Genomic DNA, 20,777 nt, shown 5'->3' on the forward strand with positions numbered 1-20,777 from the left:
GATTGATGATTGTTTCAAAATCAGGAGCGTACTTAGTTTTAGCATTAGCGTCTCTCTGGTTTGTGTTTGTTGGTGTTTGAGTAGCTTCTGCTAGAGATGGTAAGTCTTGTCCTTTTCCACCAGGTTTAGTATCGTATTGTCCTCCTGTGGAACCAGGAGAGTTTTTTGGTTTACGCGCATCATTGCTCATGCGTTTTATCCTTTCAGCACTAGATTATATGGTACAAGCACACCTATGCGCTTATCGTCAACCGTTTTCCATACACCATCATCTGGTAAAAGACACTCGTATTCACCGTTGAATACTTGCTGCTTATTTTTGGACGCATATAGATAAGTGAGGGGTTGTACAGGAATGACTAGTAGAAAGGTGACTCGCATGAATGAACTCACCAGAAGACAAAACAAGGATTGCAGTATTACTGTCATGTCCTTAATGAGAGTGTTAAGGGATAGACAGGATATTCGTAATCGTATTATTGGCTTTCCCGCGAGAAAACGTGACCGTTACACGTTTAAAAACATTGTCAGTTCACTGTGAGGACGGACATCATGCAATATTATCGTAAGTCTAAAACTCTGGTAAATGACACTGTGATTAAACGGTTACTACTGTTTGAACAAATAAAACCATGGTCTAAACCTAATACGACGACAGAACGCTACTATTTCACGTTTGATGCTGTCGTAAAACTGTTAGATATTGATGTGGCTTACTACAAGAGCGGTAATTGTCGTAAATGTTATCTCGGTGAGGAGCGCATTGCCAATGGGAGAGCCATTTACCCGGGCATGAAATTCTTTATTGAACATCATAAGGTGTTCAGTGCATGGAATCCTTATGAATACAATACTGCCGAAATGATAGCCACAGCCTTACAAGTAAAAGAGAATACGATGAAAGAATCATTACCCCAGTCACTGATTGACGACTTCTTCGCAGCCGGTTATGCTCCTAGAACAGTGAAACGCTATACTAGTGCTATCACTCTTTGGCAAGCTTGGTGCCAGCAGGAGCAATTACAGCCGTTATCCGCGCAAAGAACCGATATTGAACATTTCAGTGTTTGGTTGAAAGACACGAATCATAGTGTTAATTCGATTCGATCTACTTTAGCTGCTATCGCTAGCTTATACCGGTTCGCTTATCAAGAGCATTATATAGATGCTAATCCTGCTGCTCATTTACGCCGACCTAAGCGTGAGACACATTCACAAGGCAGCTGGTTAAATAAAGAAGAAGCCGAGCAAGTAGGACAGCAAGCTCAACGTGAAAATGATCCGAGAATCGCTGCCTTGTATTGGTTGTTGTTAACCACGGGCATACGAATAAGCGAAGCACTTAATGCTGATACTAGTAGTATAGAAACCACGGATGCTGGTACGGTACTACGAGTAACACGTAAAACCACATCACACGGTAAACTCTCACAACAAATACTCCTACATCCTACAACCGTAGAATGTATTCACAGAATGCTTGGGACCCGAAATGAAGGCCCCTTGTTCATATCGTCTACTGGTAAAAGACTAGATGATGATGCAGCTAACAGAATGCTCATGTATGTAACATATCGAGCTGGCATACACAAGCATATAACTGCTCACAGTTTACGTCGCACATTCGCAACCCTTTGTCGTGATGCGGGTATCCCTGATCGTGACATCATGGCAAGCGGCGCTTGGAGCAGCCCCACTATGATCGACTATTACGACATGGAACGGATAAGCACCGATCGGCATGCTGGCATACGGTTAACAGACTGGTTAATTCAATCATAAGATACGTGAATTGAAACACAATACCACGATCCGTATGATGCAGTCGCGTTACATAAACATAAGATTTTTCCTGCTGGCGCGATAACTGGACAACTCTCTGCCAGCAGGAAACCAGTTCTCATACTCATTCAATCCATCCATCCGTAATCACACTCAGTTCATGAGTATGCACTATACTGGAGATCTGATAGACGAAGGGTTGAATGTAAAAAACATGGGAAATAACTATAATGAGCACTACTATGAGATCACGATGCACGCAAGGCAACACAGTGCATTATCAGTGGTTCGGACAACCAATCAATGTAAACAACAATGAACAATTTATTCACGTACTAGCACGCACGTACGCGCAAGAAGTAGCAAACGATGCACTACATGAAAGACAATTAAACTCACGCACATTCAATAAATTCGTAGCACGACTAACCGCTGACACAGAACAATTTCTCGAACGCATCAGCCTCGGTAAAATAAAACCAGGAAGTGAAGTCACACAAGTCGCCAGATGGAAAGACAAACAGTGCCCTCTGACAGAACTACGCTGGCATCATTTTGACAATCTTTTACAAGGTAACAATAAAACCATAGAAACACGCCATTATGTCGCAGAACCAGCCATTCATCAAACCTGCGTCTACGGTCTCGTACTACACCGCAAACAAGTACATATTAATAACAACACTACGAATAACGAGACTCATGACGCGATCATCAATAACCTACAAAACCAGCAAATCGACCGAGCAATAACCTTATGCAAACTCGGAATCGACTGCAAATGGAACATAGACCTATTTAAAGCAAAACTCCAAACACAGCCTAATATTCCATAGGGGAATACTCATGTGGTAATCTAATAATGCATATGCATTATTATAAAACGCATTAAAGGGCAAAATAAAGGGGAAAGAATGCGATCACCATACTCATATGAAGAACTCGCATACGACTTATATAAAGCCGAAAATGATGTCCTCAACAAACTCGTAACCATGCGCAAACAACGCAAAATGTCACAACAAGACCTGGCAGACGAAATGGGAGTCAGCCAATCATACATCTCAAAAATAGAAAACGGTCAAATCAAACTCACTTCACTGCTAACCGAATACGCATTAGAAGTAGGCGCTCGCATTGAATATGAAGTGGAAGATGCTGAACAGAAATCAGAAGGTAAACGATATTACTCACAGTACAGTATTGAACGTAATGGTACCGCTCTGCGATCGTGGTCAGATAACAGTATGAGCTGTGATCGCATATCCTGGAGATTCATGGCTTCTTTGCCTAAATCAAAACAACCAGCTACAAGCACTATTATTATTGACGCTATACCGCACCAAGATCAAGATAAAACAGAATTTCAAAGACCTGTTGTTGATAAGGAAGAGCTAATCCATGCACGTTGAACAGATAATGTTGTATAGTGATGCAGCAGAAAGTAAACTCGAATACGACGACACTGGCGTAAAAGATAATAATCTTCAGTTCTCGCTACAAATCGATCCATCTGATAATAAGCCCTGGCCATATGAGATAACTTTTTATACTCAGTATAAGAGTAAAGACACAGATACGGTTCTTTTTGACTCGACACTCGAATATGCTGTTAGTTTTTCTGAACCACTCCCAGATCCGTCTAATGCTCTTGTTTTAATACCAGTAGTGTGGCCGTTTGTTAGACCTGATTTAATCAGTCAAATGCGTAGATACGGTGTAGGAGCTAACTCAGTACTTCCACTGTATTTACCTTCAGATGTTGTGGAAAAACGGTTAGACAGTTGAACAGACGAACAATACACACAATTAATTGTACAAACTGCGAATCTAATACATGCATACTCATCTAAGAACTCATAGGGAGTATCGCATGGTAAACACTAATTATGATTCCGGTAATCCGATATTAGCCTTCTAATGATACCTGCTTCTAAAACGTTGTGAACACATAAAAATGCTTGTATTAGCGACAGTCAATAGCTTATCACAGTGGTAGAAGTAATGAAGTTACCGTGCTTGTAGTGACTGTAATGCATATACAACACTGGTGAAAAGCTTTTTCCTTCCTTGTTTGTTGTTCAAATAAGAGAAATATCTTATATGACGTATGTCAAAAGGCACTGGTGTATCGGATGTGCTCGTTACTAGAATCGTTGGTTTTTGAACACCAGCCGCATAACCAGCTTCAAATAGCACGTTAGCATTCAACTCACTAATATCAGCGATGACATAAGCAGAACTGTTTATCAGTTCAATAATTTGCTCGGGTATGCTCGTTGGATCATAAAATTCATCAACTCGTTTAGCCTCATAACCTTCCTGAGAGCAAGCTTGTTTTATAGTCTCATAGGTGTCATCATATTCTGCTTTGAACGACATCATAACAGCAACACGGTTTGAAACTATCTGTTCAATAGGAAACTGGTTGATACGATTTTTACAATCTGGTCGCGACTCGAAAATATTGCCAAGTATTTGGAATAAATCACCTTCCTTAACTGCCCAATGAGTATGAGTATTTTCCCATTCAACCATAGAGAAAGCTGATAAATTATCTTGCAAAATCTCAGCTGTGAAAGAAGGAATGAAAAGTGATTGTTTAACATCATCTGAGAAGGGCGCTGTAAAATATCCAACTCGTACTGGAACCTTTACATCATCCTTAAACTCTTCCACTAAAAGAACAGGAAGTGTTTCAAGTTTCCTTCTATCAATATCACCATCCGCAGTGACAAATTGTCGTCGAATATGATCTTTCGTATAAAGGCGTTCCAGTATCCGATCTTTTGTAACTGAAGTAACATCACCCTTTGCACTAACAATGAGGTTAAACATACCCAGGCCTCCCATTTATTCTTACATGAGCCTACTTGAAAGTGTAACCCAAATTGTATTTCAAATTGTTACCGAGTGTAATGTTTTACGTGTAGTACTACACTTTTAAAACTCAAAATGCCCTGGTGCAAACAGTAATGGAATGAGAACATCAGTTTCATCTCCACTGCTGCTGGCATTCTAGCAGCGGGTTTTGGTGTAGATCATAACCCAATCAGAATGACAAGCGAGTCAACTTGTCACGGATCTGCGGCAATACATATCGCCTTCCCACTGCTTCGGCAGGGGAGGGCGATATGTATTGATTGCATCATGGTGCTGAGAAGTGGTTTCTAAGACCTAGAGATTCAGGTAGACTGGAGAAGTGAAAAAAGTTGGACTTCGTCCAGCTCGCTTGAAGGCCATCATAAGTATTATGGTGGCCTTCGGTGCTTTTCAGACGATAGATCAGCAATTGGAGATTTTGCGTTCGAGAAAATTGGCAGTTGATGTTGACTCGAAACACTTCCTATGCCGCGAAAGGAACTACGACATCATCAACAGATATAATATTGGAATCAAACCTTGGAGGACTCTATGGCGGAGACAATGACGGAGCTTCCTACGCTCCTTGGAAAGAGGTTAGATACTTCTTGGCAGGAACAGGAAAATATGGCTTTGGAAGCAAGGAATCTTGGAGCAAACTAAGCGAGGGGAAGCCGATCAGCTCCCAGAAGACTATTGGAAGGGTCTCCTTGTAGAAACTAGGGCACTTCTTTCAGGTCGGTATGAACGCCAGAAATCTAATAGCGGTTGTAGATCAAATTACGAAGGGAAGATGACTGTTGAGCGGATCGGTAAATGCTGATTTGAAAAGTTCTTATGTTGCTGCATTGAAATCAGCAATGGGTGAAAGTGATCCTCTAGTACGGGATGGTTTGCTGGAATCATTACAAATGTCAACTCAAGGAAACCATGAACTTGATTCAATATTCCAACAGGCTACGTCACCTGCGTAATTGCCCTAGCCTCCGGGAGACTTGAGAGCGGTGGCAATTTTTGCGTTTAGTGGATAGCTTACCGAGAATTGCTTTAATAAAGTCTCCCAGAGACTACACGCATGATATAGTTCTTGCATGCAAAATATGCATAACTGCAAAAAAGATGCAGATATTGTCTTAGTAGACAGCGCGTGTGGTGATATCCCCACCAGATAAAAGATCAGTCTTGTAGTCTTATGAGGGTGAGTCCGAGGGACTCTGAGCTGTGTCGCGTCGGATGACAGCCATCAGGACAGGTAAGCAGAAAGTGTGGTCGTGGCCGTGCCATTGAGTGCTCGACTGTGCATATCGTAGTAGTCGAGCATGTCAGAGCTGGTCCATCCTCCCGCTGCCATGATGTCTTTGTCGTCGACTCCGGCATCTCGTGACAGTGTCGCGAATGTACGACGTAGACTGTGCGGTGTGATGTGATCTAATCCTATACTCATACACAGTTTGACTACTAAACGGCGAGCAGCACCGACCGGTAATTGCTCTCCATCACGCCTGAAAATGGGGGCTGTGTCTGGTGCAATCGATATTCGATCGAGAGCTTGACTAGTTTCTGCTGTGATAGCTACTTGCTGATGCCATTGACCTTTACGAGGTAGTCGCAGCCAAGGAGCATGTCCGGTGTGATGGTCACCGGTGGTAAGACTGATTGCCTCAGTGATACGGCACCCGTTGAGGAGTAGTAGTCGTATGAGTGCATCTAGGCGCAGGTCCGGGCTGTGTTGTGCAGCTTGCAGTAAGTCTCTAGCTTGCTCACGGGTGAGATAACTGCCTTCGGAATGTAAGCTGACTCGAGGTCGTCTCACATACGGGCTTGGGTCTTGTCTTACTAGTCCTGCAATGGTGAGCTGTTTGTACAAATTGCAGATCACCGAGAGACTGACACTACGGTAGCGAGTAGAGTAGTCGAGATGCTCTTGGATATATCTGCCATACACCTCTATATGACTGGCAGTGGCCATTAACGGATTTATAGCATTGTCATTACACCACACCAACCACGTATTGATAATACTTTTATATGATGAGCGAGTGGTGTGAGTGTGTGGCGCTAAATATCTTGCAATCACATCATCTAGAGTCACCTGCGCCATATACGGACTGTCTCCTTATGGATTAGTGGCAAGTTTGCAGGGCCTTTCACAAAGGGTGGTATCCATTGTTTACGCCTTAAACTGTGGTCAGGCCCGAATGCCTGATTACGCCAAAAGCCTCTGACAATCCACCTATGGGTCCATACTCTCGGCTCGTTGGTATCTGAGTGCGATAAAGGATTACGGAGATTCTCACGCAATACCAACATTTTCACGTGATGCTGCTGTGGATCGTGGGCTACGGGCACTCGGTCTAGTGGCGATGATTGAGCTTGTCGAGTTTGACAGACACGTGGCTCTTGGCTTAACGCCCATACCGCTATCAAAATATCACCCAGCACTTGTGTTACAGCCGGGTGAAGAGCTTGTGGTATCTCAGCTAAGGGTAGCCCACCATGAGCTGTTCGTATATCCGGATCAGTGGTGTATAAGTGTGGTCGTATGATCCACACGCGACCATGATTGCTAGGCTCACTACCATCAATGATCCAATAGATAGCGTTAATGCTGGGCACAGCTATCGGCATATCTGAGAAGTCAAGCGGTAAACCACCATCAAAGACCATAAAGCCTGTAAGTGACGGCGGTTCTACGTCTGGCAAACCACCAGCTTGAGCGGTATCGACTGATAATGTAGTCATATCACGACTCACCCACCACAAAGGAGCTACACGCAAAGCATCAGCCTCACTCCAAGCTTGAGCTAAGATACCCTCATACGATACTGATTGCAATACCTGTGATTGCTGAACAAGCCTGTCCTGCTGATATTGAGCGAGATGAGCGCGTATCCATGGTAGCCAAACTGGAGTCAAACGCGGTTTACTACGCTTGCGGCTCATGATCTACACGCACATCATCGCTATAATAAACAATCATCGCGTCTGTATCCTCGCGGACTCGATGAGCAATCGCTCTCCACCAAGCAGCAGGCTTACCTTCTAACGCTTCATCGTCAGTGCGCGGCACTAGAATCACATCAGCTCGTCGCTCAATCTCTCGCGCCACAATTTGATTAAACTCAACCTCTAAATCCGCTAAATCTTGTGCTAACGAGTCAGGTAATATACGGTTCCGTTCCCACCGTTGTACTGAGTAATCAGTCACTCCCCACCGGGCTGCTAGCCATTTAGCAGATAATCCCATATACTCACACAAACATCTCATCTCTGCTGGAGACACAATCATCCCCTCCTCAATAAAAGAAACTGGCCTATGCAATCACAGGCCAGTTAAAACGTACTTACCAGACCGGGTTAGCTTTATCTAACTCCCATGTTTCACCGAATGTCTCTTCATGTGCTTTAGCGTAAGCCGAGAAGAATTCTTGCTCAGAACAAGGAGCAAGCTTATCAGCTAGCTTCTCGCGAATAGCCGCATCCATAGTATTTGTAATAGCATCCCACTGCTTGACATCAAACTCAGTACCTGCGGAGTTGATTATAGTATTAGTAGTCATGTTAGAGCCTTTCTGCTCATCTCGGGCTTGCCTTGTGCTTCCCGCTGATACCTATTACTATGGCACAAACGGTTTGATATGCAACATGAGATTATCACAGCGTGTCGCACTGTATGGTAAATCATATGCTCATTTATGCTGGTATTCTATGGTCATATGTACATCGATGATCCCTCAGACGTAAGCCTGCGCCCTACACGGCGAGAAAGCTATGACCAGACCACAGATAGACATGTACAAGTCAAAACACTTTTATACAAGCGACTCGATAGAGTCCTCGATCAGCTTCAGGACCCACATCTCACTGTCTCACAGCAAAACCAACTTTTCCGAGAGAAAGAAGAGATTAAGGCTGATATAGCATCTATACGTGTCGACGGTAGCGAGCAGGACTATCAAAGACTCCGTGATAAATACAGACACAAATAGTGGTGTGTGTATACTCACACCCCGCGGCAGGCAGAAGGTATATTGGTCGAGCTTACTTGTGCGTGTAGGTATAGTAAAGGCAAGCTTTCATGGAATATGAAGAAAATGTGAAGTTTGTCTCTGTATCATAGACCGTGCGCTCTTTGTGTACTATTGTAAGAATTAAACATGGTATTGCTCCTTTAAGGAGAATAGCTTAGGTTCGCATATCATATGCGGACCTAAGCTTCTTTTTATATGCTTTCTCTTTTATCTTTTGTCTGTGTAATTGCTACCTCGGCCCGTAAAAGTGGATATAGGGACATTACTCGCTCTACTGATAGTCGCGAACTGATCGTCCATCGACGATCAAAGCAAGCTGCATCATCACCGCCACCCGCACCAGCATAACTGTGGATCAGGGTATAATATTTCGTGTGAGTGAAGGATCCTTTAGTTCTTTTGGCCATGACGCACCATGCGTGCATCCGGTCCTCATATATTCCATCAAAGATAGCGTATAAGCTGTCGCAAATCCGCCATACTTTCTCAATTGTGTATGTGACTCCGTCAGATGCTGGGAGCTCAGCTAGTATCTCTTGCTCAGACGGCATCTTCTCCGTCTGAGGCAGACTAGCGGCTCTCTCAAGCGCACGCTCGGCTTCAGAGACTAGTGATGTAGTCCTGTCGTCACTCATGTGATACCCACCTATCGTGAGCTGTAAGTACATCCTCATATCGTAGGTGTCATCCGCTCCACAGTCAGCATAGACCTTGTAGGAGTGATGCTCTTGTGGGTACGCGATGAGGTCTGGCAGTCCAAGAGCTACAAGAGAGATGCACGTAAATTCCATGTCACGCACTCCTGCATACTGATATGTGCCATCGAGTAGGGCAGTGATGATTTTTTGAATAGCTCCCTCTGGCCCGTATGCTCCTAGACTGTCTGGCGCACAGACCGTCTGAGCATCATGCTTGATTGTAAACACTGTTTTTGGTGACTCTCCTTGTATGGGTAGGAGGGTGACCGTCACATCAGCTGGGTACAGTGGCACACCGGGCACATGCTCTATCGGCTCTTTGTCATGTCCGAGCTTGTCAGCATCCTCCACCGTGATATATGGGTACTCATCGTCGCGTAGTGTCATAGGGAAAGAGACGACTCGATCCCTGATATCCTGCATATCATACAAGAGACGCAAAAATTCGTTAGTATTTACTGTGTCTTCTGTGGTAGTCATTGTGTCTTACTCCTATGTGAGATAGTGGAGCTTAGCTCCAGTGCTTGCCGCGATCTGTTTTGCGATCATGCGATGCCATGCCGCGGGCATACCGTCAGTATCCCATGCTGCATCAGTGCGAGGCACAAAAAGATCACTATCAGCTGTAGCGATACCCTCCTCGATGATGAGGTGTGCCTGCGCTTCAAGGGCTTGGAGGTCTTGGGCGATAGCGTCTGGTATGGTCCTATCGCCCTTTTCCCATCTTTGCACGCTTTGTCTATGTACTTTCCACCTGCTTGCTAGCCAGTCAAGGGAGAGGTGGAGCGATTCTCGTGTCGCTTTGAAATCTGCTGGAGTCATGCCATCCTTTCTTCTGCTGTTACATATGGCTTGCGACGATACTGCCTTCTTACGTATGGTGGTCGATCAATTTTTGTGAAGCTGATAGCAGCCTCATCTATAGCTTCTCCGCCTACGATGCGACCAGAATCATCTTTTATCTCTTGGTCGAAGATGTCGGGGTAGTCTTGCATGGGCTTAGGTCCTCCCCAGTAAAGGGTGCCTTTTACCAGTGTGTACCGGTGGCCCTTTTGCACGCAGGGATCACTGCCGGTACTCCACACATCCACCGCTGTGACACCGTCAGCGCAAGTCTTTCCGTCAGCACTCCATACCACCGTCCTTCCGACACGGGCAGACTTATCGGCGTCTTTCATATCTACCAGCGTGCGATATGAGTAAGCATCCATCGTAAAGTGATATACATCCTCGATCAGCGCGAAAACTTTATCTTGATCGCTGATATCAAAGGACCAGTACCCACTGCTTCCGGTGAAGTAATCTTTAGGTGACCATGTACCTTTTAGCTTTTTTGCTTCTTTTACAAATGTCTCGTCATAATCGGACATGACCCTGATCTTGCCATTGAATGCGATTGCTTTTACTGGACTATAATCATGTGTCATCATTTTTGAGCCTTACGCTACTCTGTGGGCTGCCATGTGCTTCCCGCTGATATCTATCACTATATACCGATCGGATATAAAGTGCATCCGGATTAAATGCGGGCGTGTCGCACTCTCTCTTCACACTATCTGATGGTTACACCCCTCTCTATGTGAAGAAATTGTGGATAGGCTACACATAGGCTACTGTAATTTTACTGAGGCCATGCATATCAATATCTATAGCAGCAGAAGCCTCAGTCTTCCAAACTGATTACGCGGGTTCGATTCCCGTCATCCGCTCCACATATATAATCTTGTTCGTCTCAGCCATACTGTTTTTATTGTTGGACGGAGTATGTAATAGCAGTTATGGGTAGTCTTCTGTGTTTTTGCGCGGTAATAAGCACCCTTGTGTTGATATGAGATTGAGAATTTCATATATTCTTCTACATCTACCTACTGTCTCAACAGGTATTATGGTTGGTTGTACTGATAGGATACATTTTAGTAAACTGATGGTTGAATATTAGGCGTGAACAACCAACGTACTGGTTCTGAGTAGCTAATGTTTTCATGATGGGTTATACCGAGTGAACGTTGATATGAGAAAAGGAGGCGACTGCCAGGATGACAATGAACACTCTTCAATCAATCTTCCGGGGGGTCTCACGAGGGGCAAAGATAGCGCAAACTCAACAGCCAACAACGCGCAGTATCCTAGCTCCTTTGACAGCCAGCCAGTTGCAGACCCAAGCTTGGAACAACGTAGGCAAAGCGATTCGACAGGCGATGGACACTCATCCTGCTGAGTACACTAACTACTCAGAAGATTGAATATTAGGTTTCACGTTCTTACCCTGGGTTAGATTTTCTTCTCTCATTGTTTGTAGGATAATGTGAGAACATGCCGGAACTGTCACATCCACGTTGATTGGAGCCGTGCCTGCGGGGCCGCACATTATCGATTCAATAATACGAAAACGCAAATAGGCACTAACGTCAGATGACTTTTTACGATACCTTACATACAACTACAAGAAAGTCGTGCCGAAGCCGGGCTATCATTTGTTACGTTAAGACAATTTGAACGCGAACACTATCGGACCACAGATAGAACGAGCGCAAGCAGGCCATGCTTAAACTCGACTCAGCACTCGGCATCGAATAAGCGGCCGGCTTGAATTGGGTAATGCGTCGCTGCTATTTTGCTTGCGAGTCAAGTTATTCATGCGGTTACCATAATGTGGATAAATCGGAATTATTGCCATTGTTTATGGGTTTTGCAACATTTACCTGTGTTTTCAAGCAAATGTGAACCGTTGTAGCGATGTTATAGTTTAATTGTCAGCAAAGAGGGCAGTGGAGGCTACATAATGCTATCTTGCTGAGAATCTAAGAGGCGGGAGGCGAGATGACAGATACGTTGAGGAATGCTACCAAAGAATCAGTGGATGCTGTCGCCGGGGGGACTGTGATTCCTGTCAGTGATTCGACACAACCGGAGGATGCGGCGATCAAGACCTTGCTCGCGACGGTCACAGATAGCCAAAGGCACGTCAAGCTCCCTATCCGTGTGGGGGATATAGCCCATTCGCTTGGATTGATTGTGCAGTCGCTCCCACTTCCGACTGAGTTGGATGGCATGCTTATCAAGGATAAGCCCCAACAGCCATTCAAGGCGGTTTCGAACTGTTATCAGGCTGAAGTGCGCCAACGCTTCACCCTTGCCCATGAGTTGGGTCACTACATCAGACAATACCAGGAGTGGCCTTCGGATGAGATTACGGTGGAGCCTGAGCATCGTGACCGAAACTCGTCCAAGGGTTTCGACCCTAATGAGATTTGGTCTAATCGTTTCGCCGCGGCGCTGCTGATGCCCGCTGCCATTGTGCGGAAGTACTGGTCTGAAGGCAAGACCGATGAGCAGATGGCCAGAATATTCGATGTGTCGGAGAGTGACATGTCCTTCCGGCGCGTCAACCTCGGTTTGCGTTAACGGGTATTGATCGGCGCTGAAGGATATAAAAATCAGCGAGGTGGATCAGACCGTCATTGAAAAGGGCAAACAGGAAGTGCAGGCGTTGCTCTTGGATATGAGTCAGCGCAAAGAGAGGCTGCTGGGACTGGTTCTGTCGCCGGTGAGTTGTGGTCTGAACAATGTGCGGTGGGGGAGAGATCGGACACTACCGATACTGCCTCTTTGGATGACAGCGGTGAAGGTGCTGAAGAGCAAGGCGAGAAGACCGATGAGCAGAGGCGGGCACAGGAGCAGCGTAAAGAGGACGAAAAGATAAAGAGGCTTGAGCTGGAGAATGAGAGCCTACGCCAGCAGAACAATCTGAGAACCATATTGGGGTATGTTCTCGAACATTACCGGACCGCTGGACTAGACGAGCGCAAGCAGGCCATGCTTAAACTCGACTCAGCACACGGCATCGAGTAAGGGTTCTCAGATACGAATATTTTCATGTGAAAGAGATACTGGGGAATAGATTGTGGTTTGCGTGTCTAAAAATTTATGCCACTGTGCACAGAAAGAATCAGAAATGCAATATGGCTACGACTGAGTGGTGACCGTTTCTGCTGTTAAAAAATCACGTTACGATTGTCGCTGGTTCCTGTAGTATAAGAGATACCAGTTTATTATCAGATAAACGGCGTTAGGGAATATTAAAGAAAAGGGTGGCGCCGCGTGGATATGAATTGGTATCGAAAGGAAGAAAACAAAATGGCGTTGCGTTCATTGACCCAACACTATGTTATCGATCCGGCCAAGGTGTCAGAGATTGATTTGGACGAGTCAAGAAGGAAGACCCAGGAGTTCATGTCAGGTTTTGTCTCCCATTACATTGGAGATGACGAGGAGCTGCGTCGTGAGGCCGGGTTTACTGCAAACAAGAAATAGTTAACACGCCTGTTGAATATTATGTGGTCGGGGTGAGCGAGTTGGATACTCACCCCGACCAAAACTTTGTTAAGTCCATCAAAGAGCAGATGGCGAATTTCACCCCCCATAAGGCAAGCAAGACAATCGTGGACTTTATGGCCACTGGTGAGGTGTACTGGAATGAGGATTGTGGCGAGTCCCGTACCTATCTCGTACTCGAGAAGGGCAGCAATGATCTCCTTGGATTCTTCACTCTTGGTATCACAAGCCTCGAATGGACATCGGTCAAAAACAGTGAATTCTGGCAGGGGCTGTCTGGAAAGAAGCAAAAACATCTGTCTCGACATATGCATAATAAAGATGGCTTCATTGGTGTATACACGATCGGAGAACTTGCCCGCAGGAATGATGTGGGGCGTGAAAGACTTCCCGGGGAGACGCTGCTGCAGGAGGCCTTGGCGAGAATCTTGGAGGCTAGGCAGATAGCAGGCGGACGGTTCGTGCTGGTGGACTCCAGGAAAAAACTGTATGAAAGGCTGTACAGTAAAGCCGGCTTCCAGAAGGTGGCCGAAAAAGAGTCGCCGAATGGTCCTGATGATGGGATCTTTTTCATCAGCATGCTGCCTATAGAGAATCTTTTGAAGTCGTCCGACTGACATCGGCAAGCGGGATGGATCATCTGTGTCTGTCCGAACCAGGTGGGGGGGGTGGCCCCCACCATCCCGTTTTGAACTATTGCGTTTTTGAAACAGTTGTCCGCTTATGCGAAGACCCCGCCGAAGCGGGGCCAAGTGAGTGGTTCTTACTGCTTCTTCAGTCGGATGTTGGTCGTCGTGCCCATGGCGCTGGACTGATACGTTATCTCGCCGTTAGAATACTTGAAGTTCTTTGCTGGGTCTTGGGATCCCAGGAGGCTTGCCTTCATCTTCTCAGTGTCTCCGGTGCTGGTCCACGAAAAAGCACAGGCTTTTGTTGGAGCGGTGTAGCTGCCTGACCAATATAGGCTTTTAGTGTCCGGTGCTATCCTATTGATTTCGATGCTATCAGCAGTAATGGTGGCTTCCTGATAGTGGTCTTTTTCGCCATTGACTTGTTTCCACGTTCCTGTAAGGTCTGCTGGTTGTTCTCATTTTTGTTCCTTTAGGATTCACAGAACATCAATAAAAACTAGATGTACACCACGCAAAAGAAACAGTCAGTAAAAATAAAGAAAATAAGGGACGCGCAGTGAATATGTTCCATACGGACAACATTATTCCCTAACGTTTTCGCCTTAAGAATTGACTAATCCAAGAATTACGACACGTAGCTAAGTTTTTACAAGGCTATGTAAAAAATTGTGGTATAGGCGCCGTTATTGTATTATTAATATTGCTATTAATAATTTAACAATTATGAGTAGCAATCAGTAGTCAAAATTGAAAAGATAGGAGGTGCTGCGAGAATATGAATGAAAATAAAGTAATGACATACGGTGATGCCAGAAAAATAGCTAGGGAGCTCGCAGAGGACACGCTCCGTAATTATTGGACACCCGGCAAATTTCCCGTCGACCCTATCAAGATTGCAACAGCGGCAGGTGTCGAAGTGTATGATTCGCAGCTTGGTACAGATCTCTGGGGAATGCTCGTCGGTGGAGACAACTCAGCGACCATGTATTTGGATATAGACCAGCCATCGAGCAGAAAGCGGTTCTCCGCAGCACATGAGCTTGGGCATTACATGACGCACGCGTCCGCAGACAGCTTCGATGGGTTCACGGTCAAACCTATCGGATCTGGTGAGGGGTACATCGACGCGAGGTCTGACGAGAACCGTGGGAACGTATTCGAGGTTATAGCTAACGAATTCGCGGGAAGCCTCCTCATGCCAGAGAAGAAGTTCCGTGAGTTGAAAGAGAGTGGTAACTCGGATATCGACATAGCTAATTTTTTCAAGGTTTCCGTGGATGCGGTCTCCTATAGGTCGAAACTCCTAGGATTGACATGTACGCCATAACCGACAGCAACGGAAATGAAATCCTCGACAGCGACGGAAATGTGCTATTCGGAGATGATCAGCCCGTCACGGGTGCTGAGCTTAAGGATTCCGTGAAGGAAGTAGGATTTCGACAACCAGTAGATGGTAGTCAGCGGCTTGAAATGGTTGAGGATATGAGTCCAGAAAAAGGACCTTTTGGAGGATCTTCTGAGGCTGCACCATTACTGGCGGCATCAGGATGGCATCCATTCTTGCATTTTTTTGTAAAAGTGGCAAACATGGTGCATGGGGAAGCTAATCCATGTGACAGGGTGAGAATGCTCAGTGCTGAACATCCCAAGTTCTTTTTGTTTTCATGGATCGCTGATGAGTTCTTAGAAACAATTGTAGTAGCTGGATCGGTTATGTTCATATGTATGGTAGTGGAAAAGACCATAGGTGTGAGCTTCCCGATTCCCTTTTCATGGTAGTTCACATGCTCACATGTTGAGTGATGTACGGATGAGAGAAGATCAATGGTTGCATATTGGATTCAAGGGCTAAGAAGTGATGTCGATAAGTATTCCGATTCATGGATTCCATTGACATATGGCAGAATTCTAGGAACTACGAACAGTTTGCCATCTGGTACAAAAACGTCGCAAAGCGAGTCATTGCTAAACATAGGAGCTAATTCCTATTATTATGTCGGGTTCGAACATCCTTCCTTTGGTAGACAAGTATTTGCTTTCGAACCCGATTTTTCAGATATGGGGAGGACGCTTTTCAAGGTATCTCCCTTTGATACAGGTGCTGTAGCCACTGGACGGATATCCACAGTCTCAGATGAATTTGCATTAAATACTCCAGAGCAAAAAAAGGCTTTAGTTTCTAAGTACTCTTTCGGTCGTTGCTATCAGGATCAGTTTTCAGAATGGACCAAAAGCGCGTATGATACTACATATGTTAGTGAATATGTTGGCGGCAAAGTTCCGAGTAAACATTATTGTGCAGAAATAGCTATACCCTCATCAGGAAGCGTGTCGGACGCGCGTTGCTGGGTATGGGAGGCGAGAACGTCCAAAGAAACTCTACCCGACACAACTTCCGAAAAAGAGGAAACGGTTAATCTAAAACTGTGTCACATCTGGATCACTGCTGATGATATGGATTTTCTTAAAGGGGAAACAATCAGGAACTTGGAATACGCCATAGGAGATAGAAAACGAATTATCAACTTTCTCAACAATAATACGAAAGTCACACGTGTTGAAGGACTAGATGCATCAAGGGAAGCACGCCGATGGTTGGAGGTGAATCAGCAATGGTAAGAACAGAATCGAATTTGAAGTTGTGGGGGTTTGTTGGTAGCTGCGATACAGAAGCGGGAGGCTTCTTAGCGTATCATCCTGCCTTCAAATTGGGGTCCGACTTGTATGTTGCGATGAAAGATGAATGGGGCTTGGCTGATAAAGAAAGCTATAATTCTGTTCCTGAAGGAGAAGCACACTATCTTACTCCGGTACCAGAGGGTATGATTATCCAATCTGGCGACCTGGTATGGCTTTCGTCGGCTAAGTTCTTCAGGAATGTCCTAACTGTAGGTGGTAGACTTCATCAGGTCTTGACGGATATGGTTTCATGGAAATCGTTGCAGGGTGCTAGATTCAGATTAGGAAATTTGAACGATTTTATTAAGTATAGAAATGAAATCTATAATAATGCTGTCATATGCTTAGATAACCAGCTGTTCGATGATATGGCAAAACGTTCTAATTTGATTGAAAAAACCTTTAACATTGTTGACAGTATAGCGTATCGCGAGATAAATGCACCATATGCTCCTGTCTTGCACCAGCACATAGAGCGTGCCCTTTATTATTATGAGATGAAACAGATTGACAGCTATGAGTTGTTGAAGCTGGATGCCATACAAACATTCGAAGAGTTGCATGGAGATGGAGCAGTATTCGATGAAATGGTTCATAATCGCGAGGAGAATTTAAGAGGTCAACGACTATCCGATAGAGAGTCACCACAGTCGGATTACTCATCCGCAGCCTTAGAACAAGACTTAGACGACCTAAGCGATATTTATAAAGATTACAAACAATCTTTGCAAAATCTTTTGCTAAAGTTTGGATCCCTGAAAGGTGTGAATGATGGAATCAGACGATAAAGAAAAAACCGATAACGTCAGAATGGACAACGATGTTAGATTAGTACAGTTGGAAAAGTACCAAGAGATAGTTGCTCAGCCGGATTACGTAGATAAACTAAAAGCAGCTCAGCATAATTATGTGACTCCCATACCATTTAAGGTTGGTGACATTGTAGAGTGGAAACCAAACATGAAGATGCTGCCATACCCAACATATAGTGCACCGGTAATCGTTGTTCGTATGCTAGGTGAACAGAAGTATGAGTCATCGAGCATCTTCCCGACACCCGTACTGCGAAGGTATGACATGCTTATAGGCTTCATAGATGGTGATGGTGATTTCACAGTGCTAAAGGCTGATAGTTCCTGCTTCCAGCCTTGGCGTATGGATTCATCGGAATGATTCTTAGACTTGCACTGTGAGTGTCAACAACGAGTGCTTATGGAACAGGCGGGGGGGTACTCCCGCCTGTTTTTTACTACTAACGTGCAGGAAAAGAGCCTATTATGTTAAGACTACACTTCATGTGAGCCCATGTTTTAGGAACATTTTCCGCTCTCCTTGGCGAGGCCATCTAATTCGTATAAGTGGGTACTGGAAATTTGCTGGGACTGGCCGCCTGAAATCGTTCGTTTCCGGTGGTCTGGTGTCCAATTGACAAAGTAAGAGTTTGCATAGTATGACACTTATGTTCACGAAGTAGGCGTATTACCGTTGATATAGCACAACAATCGATGGGGTGTTAGCTTACTGGTATGGTCTGTCTTGAAGAAAGTTCCATGTTCCAATGATTCTGAGATATGAGAAGGTGGTGAAAACATGGCGAAGGCAAGAGATGTTGCTCGGTATATTCTGAGTCAAAGGCATGCACAAGGTCACATGACCACGACATTAACACTACAGAATTTACTTTATTACTGCCAGGCATGGATGCTTGTGGCAAAGGACAGAGAACTGTTCAGCGAGCTGATAGAGGCAGGGGAGCATGGCCCAGTAGTACAGGATAGTTTTACCTCATATTGCGGGAGTCATAAGTACATTTTCCCACGAGAGATTCTTGATAGTGATGCCAATCAGTTGACTATCGAGGAACGGTCTCTCATCGAACATGTCATGGAATCATACAACGAAGTGGAGGACGGTGACCTCGACGACAAGCTCGAGGAGATAAGTCATGCTGAGAATCCATGGTCTGATGCCAGGGAAACCGACGATAAGATCATAACACGAGAGAGCATGCTGGATTATTATTCCGCATTGCAGGCCGACCCCTCCAAGAGCCATGCGGCACCGATACCGAACTTGACTGACGTGTCTGACCGAACGTTCATTTCCCAAGAAGATGGCGACTGGATGAGTTCCCTGCTGGCCGAGTGACACATGATGCGAATGCATAGAAGCCACACTATAGGACAAAATAGTCAAACGTGACGAAACCCATAGTCTTGGACGAGTTTCTTTACAGAGAGCCTGAACCACGGAATGCGTGTGCGAGGCAAGACTACCCCTGCCAATCTCCTCCAAGTCCAAGGTTTAACGAAGCAATAGCACCTTAAAAGCAAGTAAGGGTTGCACTAGCATGAACCAAAACTGATAAACAGCTTCGGGCAGTAATGTAGCATCGTTGGCGTTTACAAGGCTTGTGTAACTAGATTAGCTGGTGACAGTGTCTGGTATCAGGTATGAGTTATTCGATATTTCATGTTGTTAAACTAGTGCTTGTTGGTTCATATTAGAGATTGTCGTTTATGATGATGTATAACGATAGTGACAGTGGTAGGGAATTGTTAGAGGGGGGATTTCCTGTCTTATGGGTCTGTTTTCTTTTTTGGACGCATATTCATAGTGTCACTAGTTTACGTGTTTGTTACCAGTACACTGGTAATAGAAACAACTGTTATGAAGGGGCGACTATGAACGTTGCAAACCAGTCGAACGATGAGGTTAATGAAACCAGTAAGCCATTACCATCTAAGACACCAGGAAAGAAAACTATCAATATTCAACGCTTGTGGGTGTTGGTGGTTGCTGTCAGTGTTGTTGTGGTGATGGTGGTTGTGGGTGTTTTCTGGTATCAGCATGCTCAGCAGCAAGCTCACCAGAAAGCGTTTAGCGCTTGCACGAACGCGGGTACTCGTGCTGAGCAAACCAGTAAGCGGCTTACTCAGAGTGTGCAGGATGCTCGTACTCTGGTCTCAGGTGGTGAACAACAGGTAGCAGATCCTACTACAGTGAAAACACTTGCTGATACGTTGCACACGGTGAAAGAAGATGAGCTGAGTGTTTCATGTGACCCGGGTATGAGTACTCGTGAGTTGGAACATAGTGAGCAAGCGGCTAACACGTGGAATACACGGCATGCGCAACTGCTCACAACTCTGGACCATCAACGTACTGTTGTGAATGCTTCTCGAGTGAAGAAAACTCTCGTTGATGCTCAAACCCAGTTGCATGCTAAGAAGGAAGAAGCTCGTAAACTGTTAGCTGATTCTGAGCATAAGGTAGCGGATAATACGTGTCGTGAAGCGTTACAGCAGGCTATAGGTGAAGCTGATCAACTTTCTTCAACTCAAGCAGATGATTATGTGAAAGCTGGAGCTAATCTTGATCGTACGATGAGTTCCGTCACCCAGAACATGAACGCTACTATGCTTGTTGCTCAACAACCAGTAGCTACTACTCCTAATAATCCTGCTGCTGTGAATGCTCCCATGGGTACTCCGGGTCAAGGTTCTTCCCAGCCGCAAACCGGTAGTAAACCAATAACACCCGCACCGGTAACACCGCGAGCGCCAGCCCAACCACAACCAGCACCCGCACCAGCGCCTCGAGTTCCAGTTCCCGCACCACAGCAACCAGCACCAAGCGGTAATGATGATTGGGCATTATTCCCGGGAGGAGATCATCACTTAATTTGCAACAATGGCAATTGTGTTGGTAATTGAACCCATAAATAACTAACTAAATCCCCGGTTGTAACTGTCTAT

General features: G+C 45.2%; 26 protein-coding genes. 17 read left to right on the forward strand and 9 right to left on the reverse strand.

The genetic code is table 11. The features are described 5' to 3' along the window. Positions 1-190: hypothetical protein (locus BOCO_RS01615; protein ID WP_148140029.1), on the reverse strand; the 190-nt coding region annotated here is incomplete at its 3' end. Positions 191-552: 362 nt separating this feature from the next. On the opposite strand from BOCO_RS01615, the gene BOCO_RS01625 reads away from it, so the two are divergent. The 4 genes from BOCO_RS01625 to BOCO_RS01640 all read left to right on the forward strand — a co-directional run bounded on the left by BOCO_RS01625 (position 553) and on the right by BOCO_RS01640 (position 3,570). Beyond that, positions 553-1,782 carry a tyrosine-type recombinase/integrase gene (locus tag BOCO_RS01625; protein ID WP_094722373.1) on the forward strand — a complete coding sequence of 410 codons (1,230 nt, stop codon included), beginning with the start codon at positions 553-555 and terminating at the stop codon, positions 1,780-1,782. Positions 1,783-2,024: 242 nt separating this feature from the next. Then, positions 2,025-2,618 (forward strand): hypothetical protein, encoded by a 594-nt coding sequence (locus BOCO_RS01630; RefSeq protein ID WP_094722374.1) that lies wholly within the window; start codon positions 2,025-2,027, stop codon positions 2,616-2,618. Positions 2,619-2,696: 78 nt separating this feature from the next. Further along, positions 2,697-3,194, forward strand: coding sequence for a helix-turn-helix domain-containing protein (locus tag BOCO_RS01635; protein ID WP_094722375.1), 498 nt, complete (start codon positions 2,697-2,699; stop codon positions 3,192-3,194). Continuing rightward, entirely contained in the window at positions 3,184-3,570 is a 387-nt protein-coding gene (locus tag BOCO_RS01640) for a hypothetical protein (RefSeq protein WP_094722376.1), read from the forward strand. Before BOCO_RS01635 ends, BOCO_RS01640 begins: the two co-directional genes overlap by 11 nt. Positions 3,571-3,792: 222 nt before the next feature. Here BOCO_RS01640 and BOCO_RS01645 read toward each other — a convergent pair whose 3' ends face one another. Next, the gene (locus BOCO_RS01645) at positions 3,793-4,620 is read right to left on the reverse strand and encodes a TIR domain-containing protein (protein ID WP_094722377.1); all 828 of its coding nucleotides are present in this window, start codon (positions 4,618-4,620) and stop codon (positions 3,793-3,795) included. Between the two features lie 824 nt (positions 4,621-5,444). On the opposite strand from BOCO_RS01645, the gene BOCO_RS07445 reads away from it, so the two are divergent. Continuing rightward, positions 5,445-5,618, forward strand: coding sequence for a hypothetical protein (locus tag BOCO_RS07445; RefSeq protein WP_158520385.1), 174 nt, complete (start codon positions 5,445-5,447; stop codon positions 5,616-5,618). A gap of 269 nt (positions 5,619-5,887) precedes the next feature. Here BOCO_RS07445 and BOCO_RS01650 read toward each other — a convergent pair whose 3' ends face one another. The 7 genes from BOCO_RS01650 to BOCO_RS01685 form a co-directional block, all read right to left on the reverse strand. Next, complete coding sequence (locus BOCO_RS01650) at positions 5,888-6,745, reverse strand: tyrosine-type recombinase/integrase (protein ID WP_094722378.1); 858 nt, start codon at positions 6,743-6,745, stop codon at positions 5,888-5,890. After that, positions 6,733-7,587: a hypothetical protein gene (locus BOCO_RS01655; RefSeq protein WP_094722379.1), complete on the reverse strand. Its 855-nt coding sequence runs from the start codon at positions 7,585-7,587 to the stop codon at positions 6,733-6,735. Before BOCO_RS01655 ends, BOCO_RS01650 begins: the two co-directional genes overlap by 13 nt. Then, positions 7,571-7,933, reverse strand: a complete 363-nt coding sequence (locus BOCO_RS01660) for a helix-turn-helix domain-containing protein (protein ID WP_094722380.1) — start codon at positions 7,931-7,933, stop codon at positions 7,571-7,573. Before BOCO_RS01660 ends, BOCO_RS01655 begins: the two co-directional genes overlap by 17 nt. Before the next feature lie 55 nt (positions 7,934-7,988). Beyond that, entirely contained in the window at positions 7,989-8,204 is a 216-nt protein-coding gene (locus tag BOCO_RS01665) for a hypothetical protein (protein ID WP_094722381.1), read from the reverse strand. Positions 8,205-8,866: 662 nt separating this feature from the next. Further along, positions 8,867-9,853 (reverse strand): hypothetical protein, encoded by a 987-nt coding sequence (locus BOCO_RS01675; RefSeq protein ID WP_094722383.1) that lies wholly within the window; start codon positions 9,851-9,853, stop codon positions 8,867-8,869. 12 nt (positions 9,854-9,865) lie between these two features. Then, positions 9,866-10,105 (reverse strand): hypothetical protein, encoded by a 240-nt coding sequence (locus BOCO_RS01680; protein ID WP_148140031.1) that lies wholly within the window; start codon positions 10,103-10,105, stop codon positions 9,866-9,868. An 86-nt stretch (positions 10,106-10,191) separates the two neighbouring features. Next, positions 10,192-10,803, reverse strand: coding sequence for a hypothetical protein (locus BOCO_RS01685; RefSeq protein WP_094722385.1), 612 nt, complete (start codon positions 10,801-10,803; stop codon positions 10,192-10,194). A 606-nt stretch (positions 10,804-11,409) separates the two neighbouring features. Here BOCO_RS01685 and BOCO_RS01690 point away from each other — a divergent pair. The 12 genes from BOCO_RS01690 to BOCO_RS01740 all read left to right on the forward strand — a co-directional run bounded on the left by BOCO_RS01690 (position 11,410) and on the right by BOCO_RS01740 (position 20,735). After that, positions 11,410-11,616 carry a hypothetical protein gene (locus tag BOCO_RS01690; protein WP_094722386.1) on the forward strand — a complete coding sequence of 69 codons (207 nt, stop codon included), beginning with the start codon at positions 11,410-11,412 and terminating at the stop codon, positions 11,614-11,616. A gap of 577 nt (positions 11,617-12,193) precedes the next feature. Continuing rightward, the gene (locus BOCO_RS01695; protein WP_094722387.1) at positions 12,194-12,778 is read left to right on the forward strand and encodes an ImmA/IrrE family metallo-endopeptidase; all 585 of its coding nucleotides are present in this window, start codon (positions 12,194-12,196) and stop codon (positions 12,776-12,778) included. 168 nt (positions 12,779-12,946) lie between these two features. Next, entirely contained in the window at positions 12,947-13,225 is a 279-nt protein-coding gene (locus tag BOCO_RS01700; protein ID WP_148140032.1) for a hypothetical protein, read from the forward strand. 255 nt (positions 13,226-13,480) lie between these two features. Then, on the forward strand, positions 13,481-13,687 hold the full coding sequence (locus BOCO_RS07360) for a hypothetical protein (protein WP_148140033.1): 207 nt from the start codon (positions 13,481-13,483) through the stop codon (positions 13,685-13,687). Between the two features lie 89 nt (positions 13,688-13,776). Continuing rightward, on the forward strand, positions 13,777-14,325 hold the full coding sequence (locus BOCO_RS01705) for a hypothetical protein (protein WP_158520386.1): 549 nt from the start codon (positions 13,777-13,779) through the stop codon (positions 14,323-14,325). Between the two features lie 790 nt (positions 14,326-15,115). Next, complete coding sequence (locus tag BOCO_RS01710; RefSeq protein WP_094722390.1) at positions 15,116-15,667, forward strand: ImmA/IrrE family metallo-endopeptidase; 552 nt, start codon at positions 15,116-15,118, stop codon at positions 15,665-15,667. Further along, positions 15,655-16,119 carry a hypothetical protein gene (locus BOCO_RS01715; RefSeq protein WP_094722391.1) on the forward strand — a complete coding sequence of 155 codons (465 nt, stop codon included), beginning with the start codon at positions 15,655-15,657 and terminating at the stop codon, positions 16,117-16,119. Before BOCO_RS01710 ends, BOCO_RS01715 begins: the two co-directional genes overlap by 13 nt. Positions 16,120-16,164: 45 nt before the next feature. Continuing rightward, entirely contained in the window at positions 16,165-16,959 is a 795-nt protein-coding gene (locus BOCO_RS01720; protein WP_094722392.1) for a hypothetical protein, read from the forward strand. Further along, positions 16,953-17,807, forward strand: a complete 855-nt coding sequence (locus BOCO_RS01725) for a hypothetical protein (RefSeq protein ID WP_148140034.1) — start codon at positions 16,953-16,955, stop codon at positions 17,805-17,807. The genes BOCO_RS01720 and BOCO_RS01725 overlap by 7 nt, the downstream gene beginning before the upstream one ends. Beyond that, the gene (locus BOCO_RS01730) at positions 17,791-18,192 is read left to right on the forward strand and encodes a hypothetical protein (RefSeq protein ID WP_094722394.1); all 402 of its coding nucleotides are present in this window, start codon (positions 17,791-17,793) and stop codon (positions 18,190-18,192) included. The genes BOCO_RS01725 and BOCO_RS01730 overlap by 17 nt, the downstream gene beginning before the upstream one ends. 417 nt (positions 18,193-18,609) lie before the next feature. Further along, the gene (locus tag BOCO_RS01735) at positions 18,610-19,167 is read left to right on the forward strand and encodes a Panacea domain-containing protein (RefSeq protein WP_094722395.1); all 558 of its coding nucleotides are present in this window, start codon (positions 18,610-18,612) and stop codon (positions 19,165-19,167) included. Between the two features lie 536 nt (positions 19,168-19,703). Beyond that, positions 19,704-20,735, forward strand: coding sequence for a hypothetical protein (locus BOCO_RS01740; RefSeq protein WP_094722396.1), 1,032 nt, complete (start codon positions 19,704-19,706; stop codon positions 20,733-20,735). Positions 20,736-20,777 lie beyond the last annotated feature (42 nt).

This window comes from Bombiscardovia coagulans (assembly GCF_002259585.1).
In the GTDB taxonomy this organism is placed as follows: domain Bacteria; phylum Actinomycetota; class Actinomycetes; order Actinomycetales; family Bifidobacteriaceae; genus Bombiscardovia; species Bombiscardovia coagulans.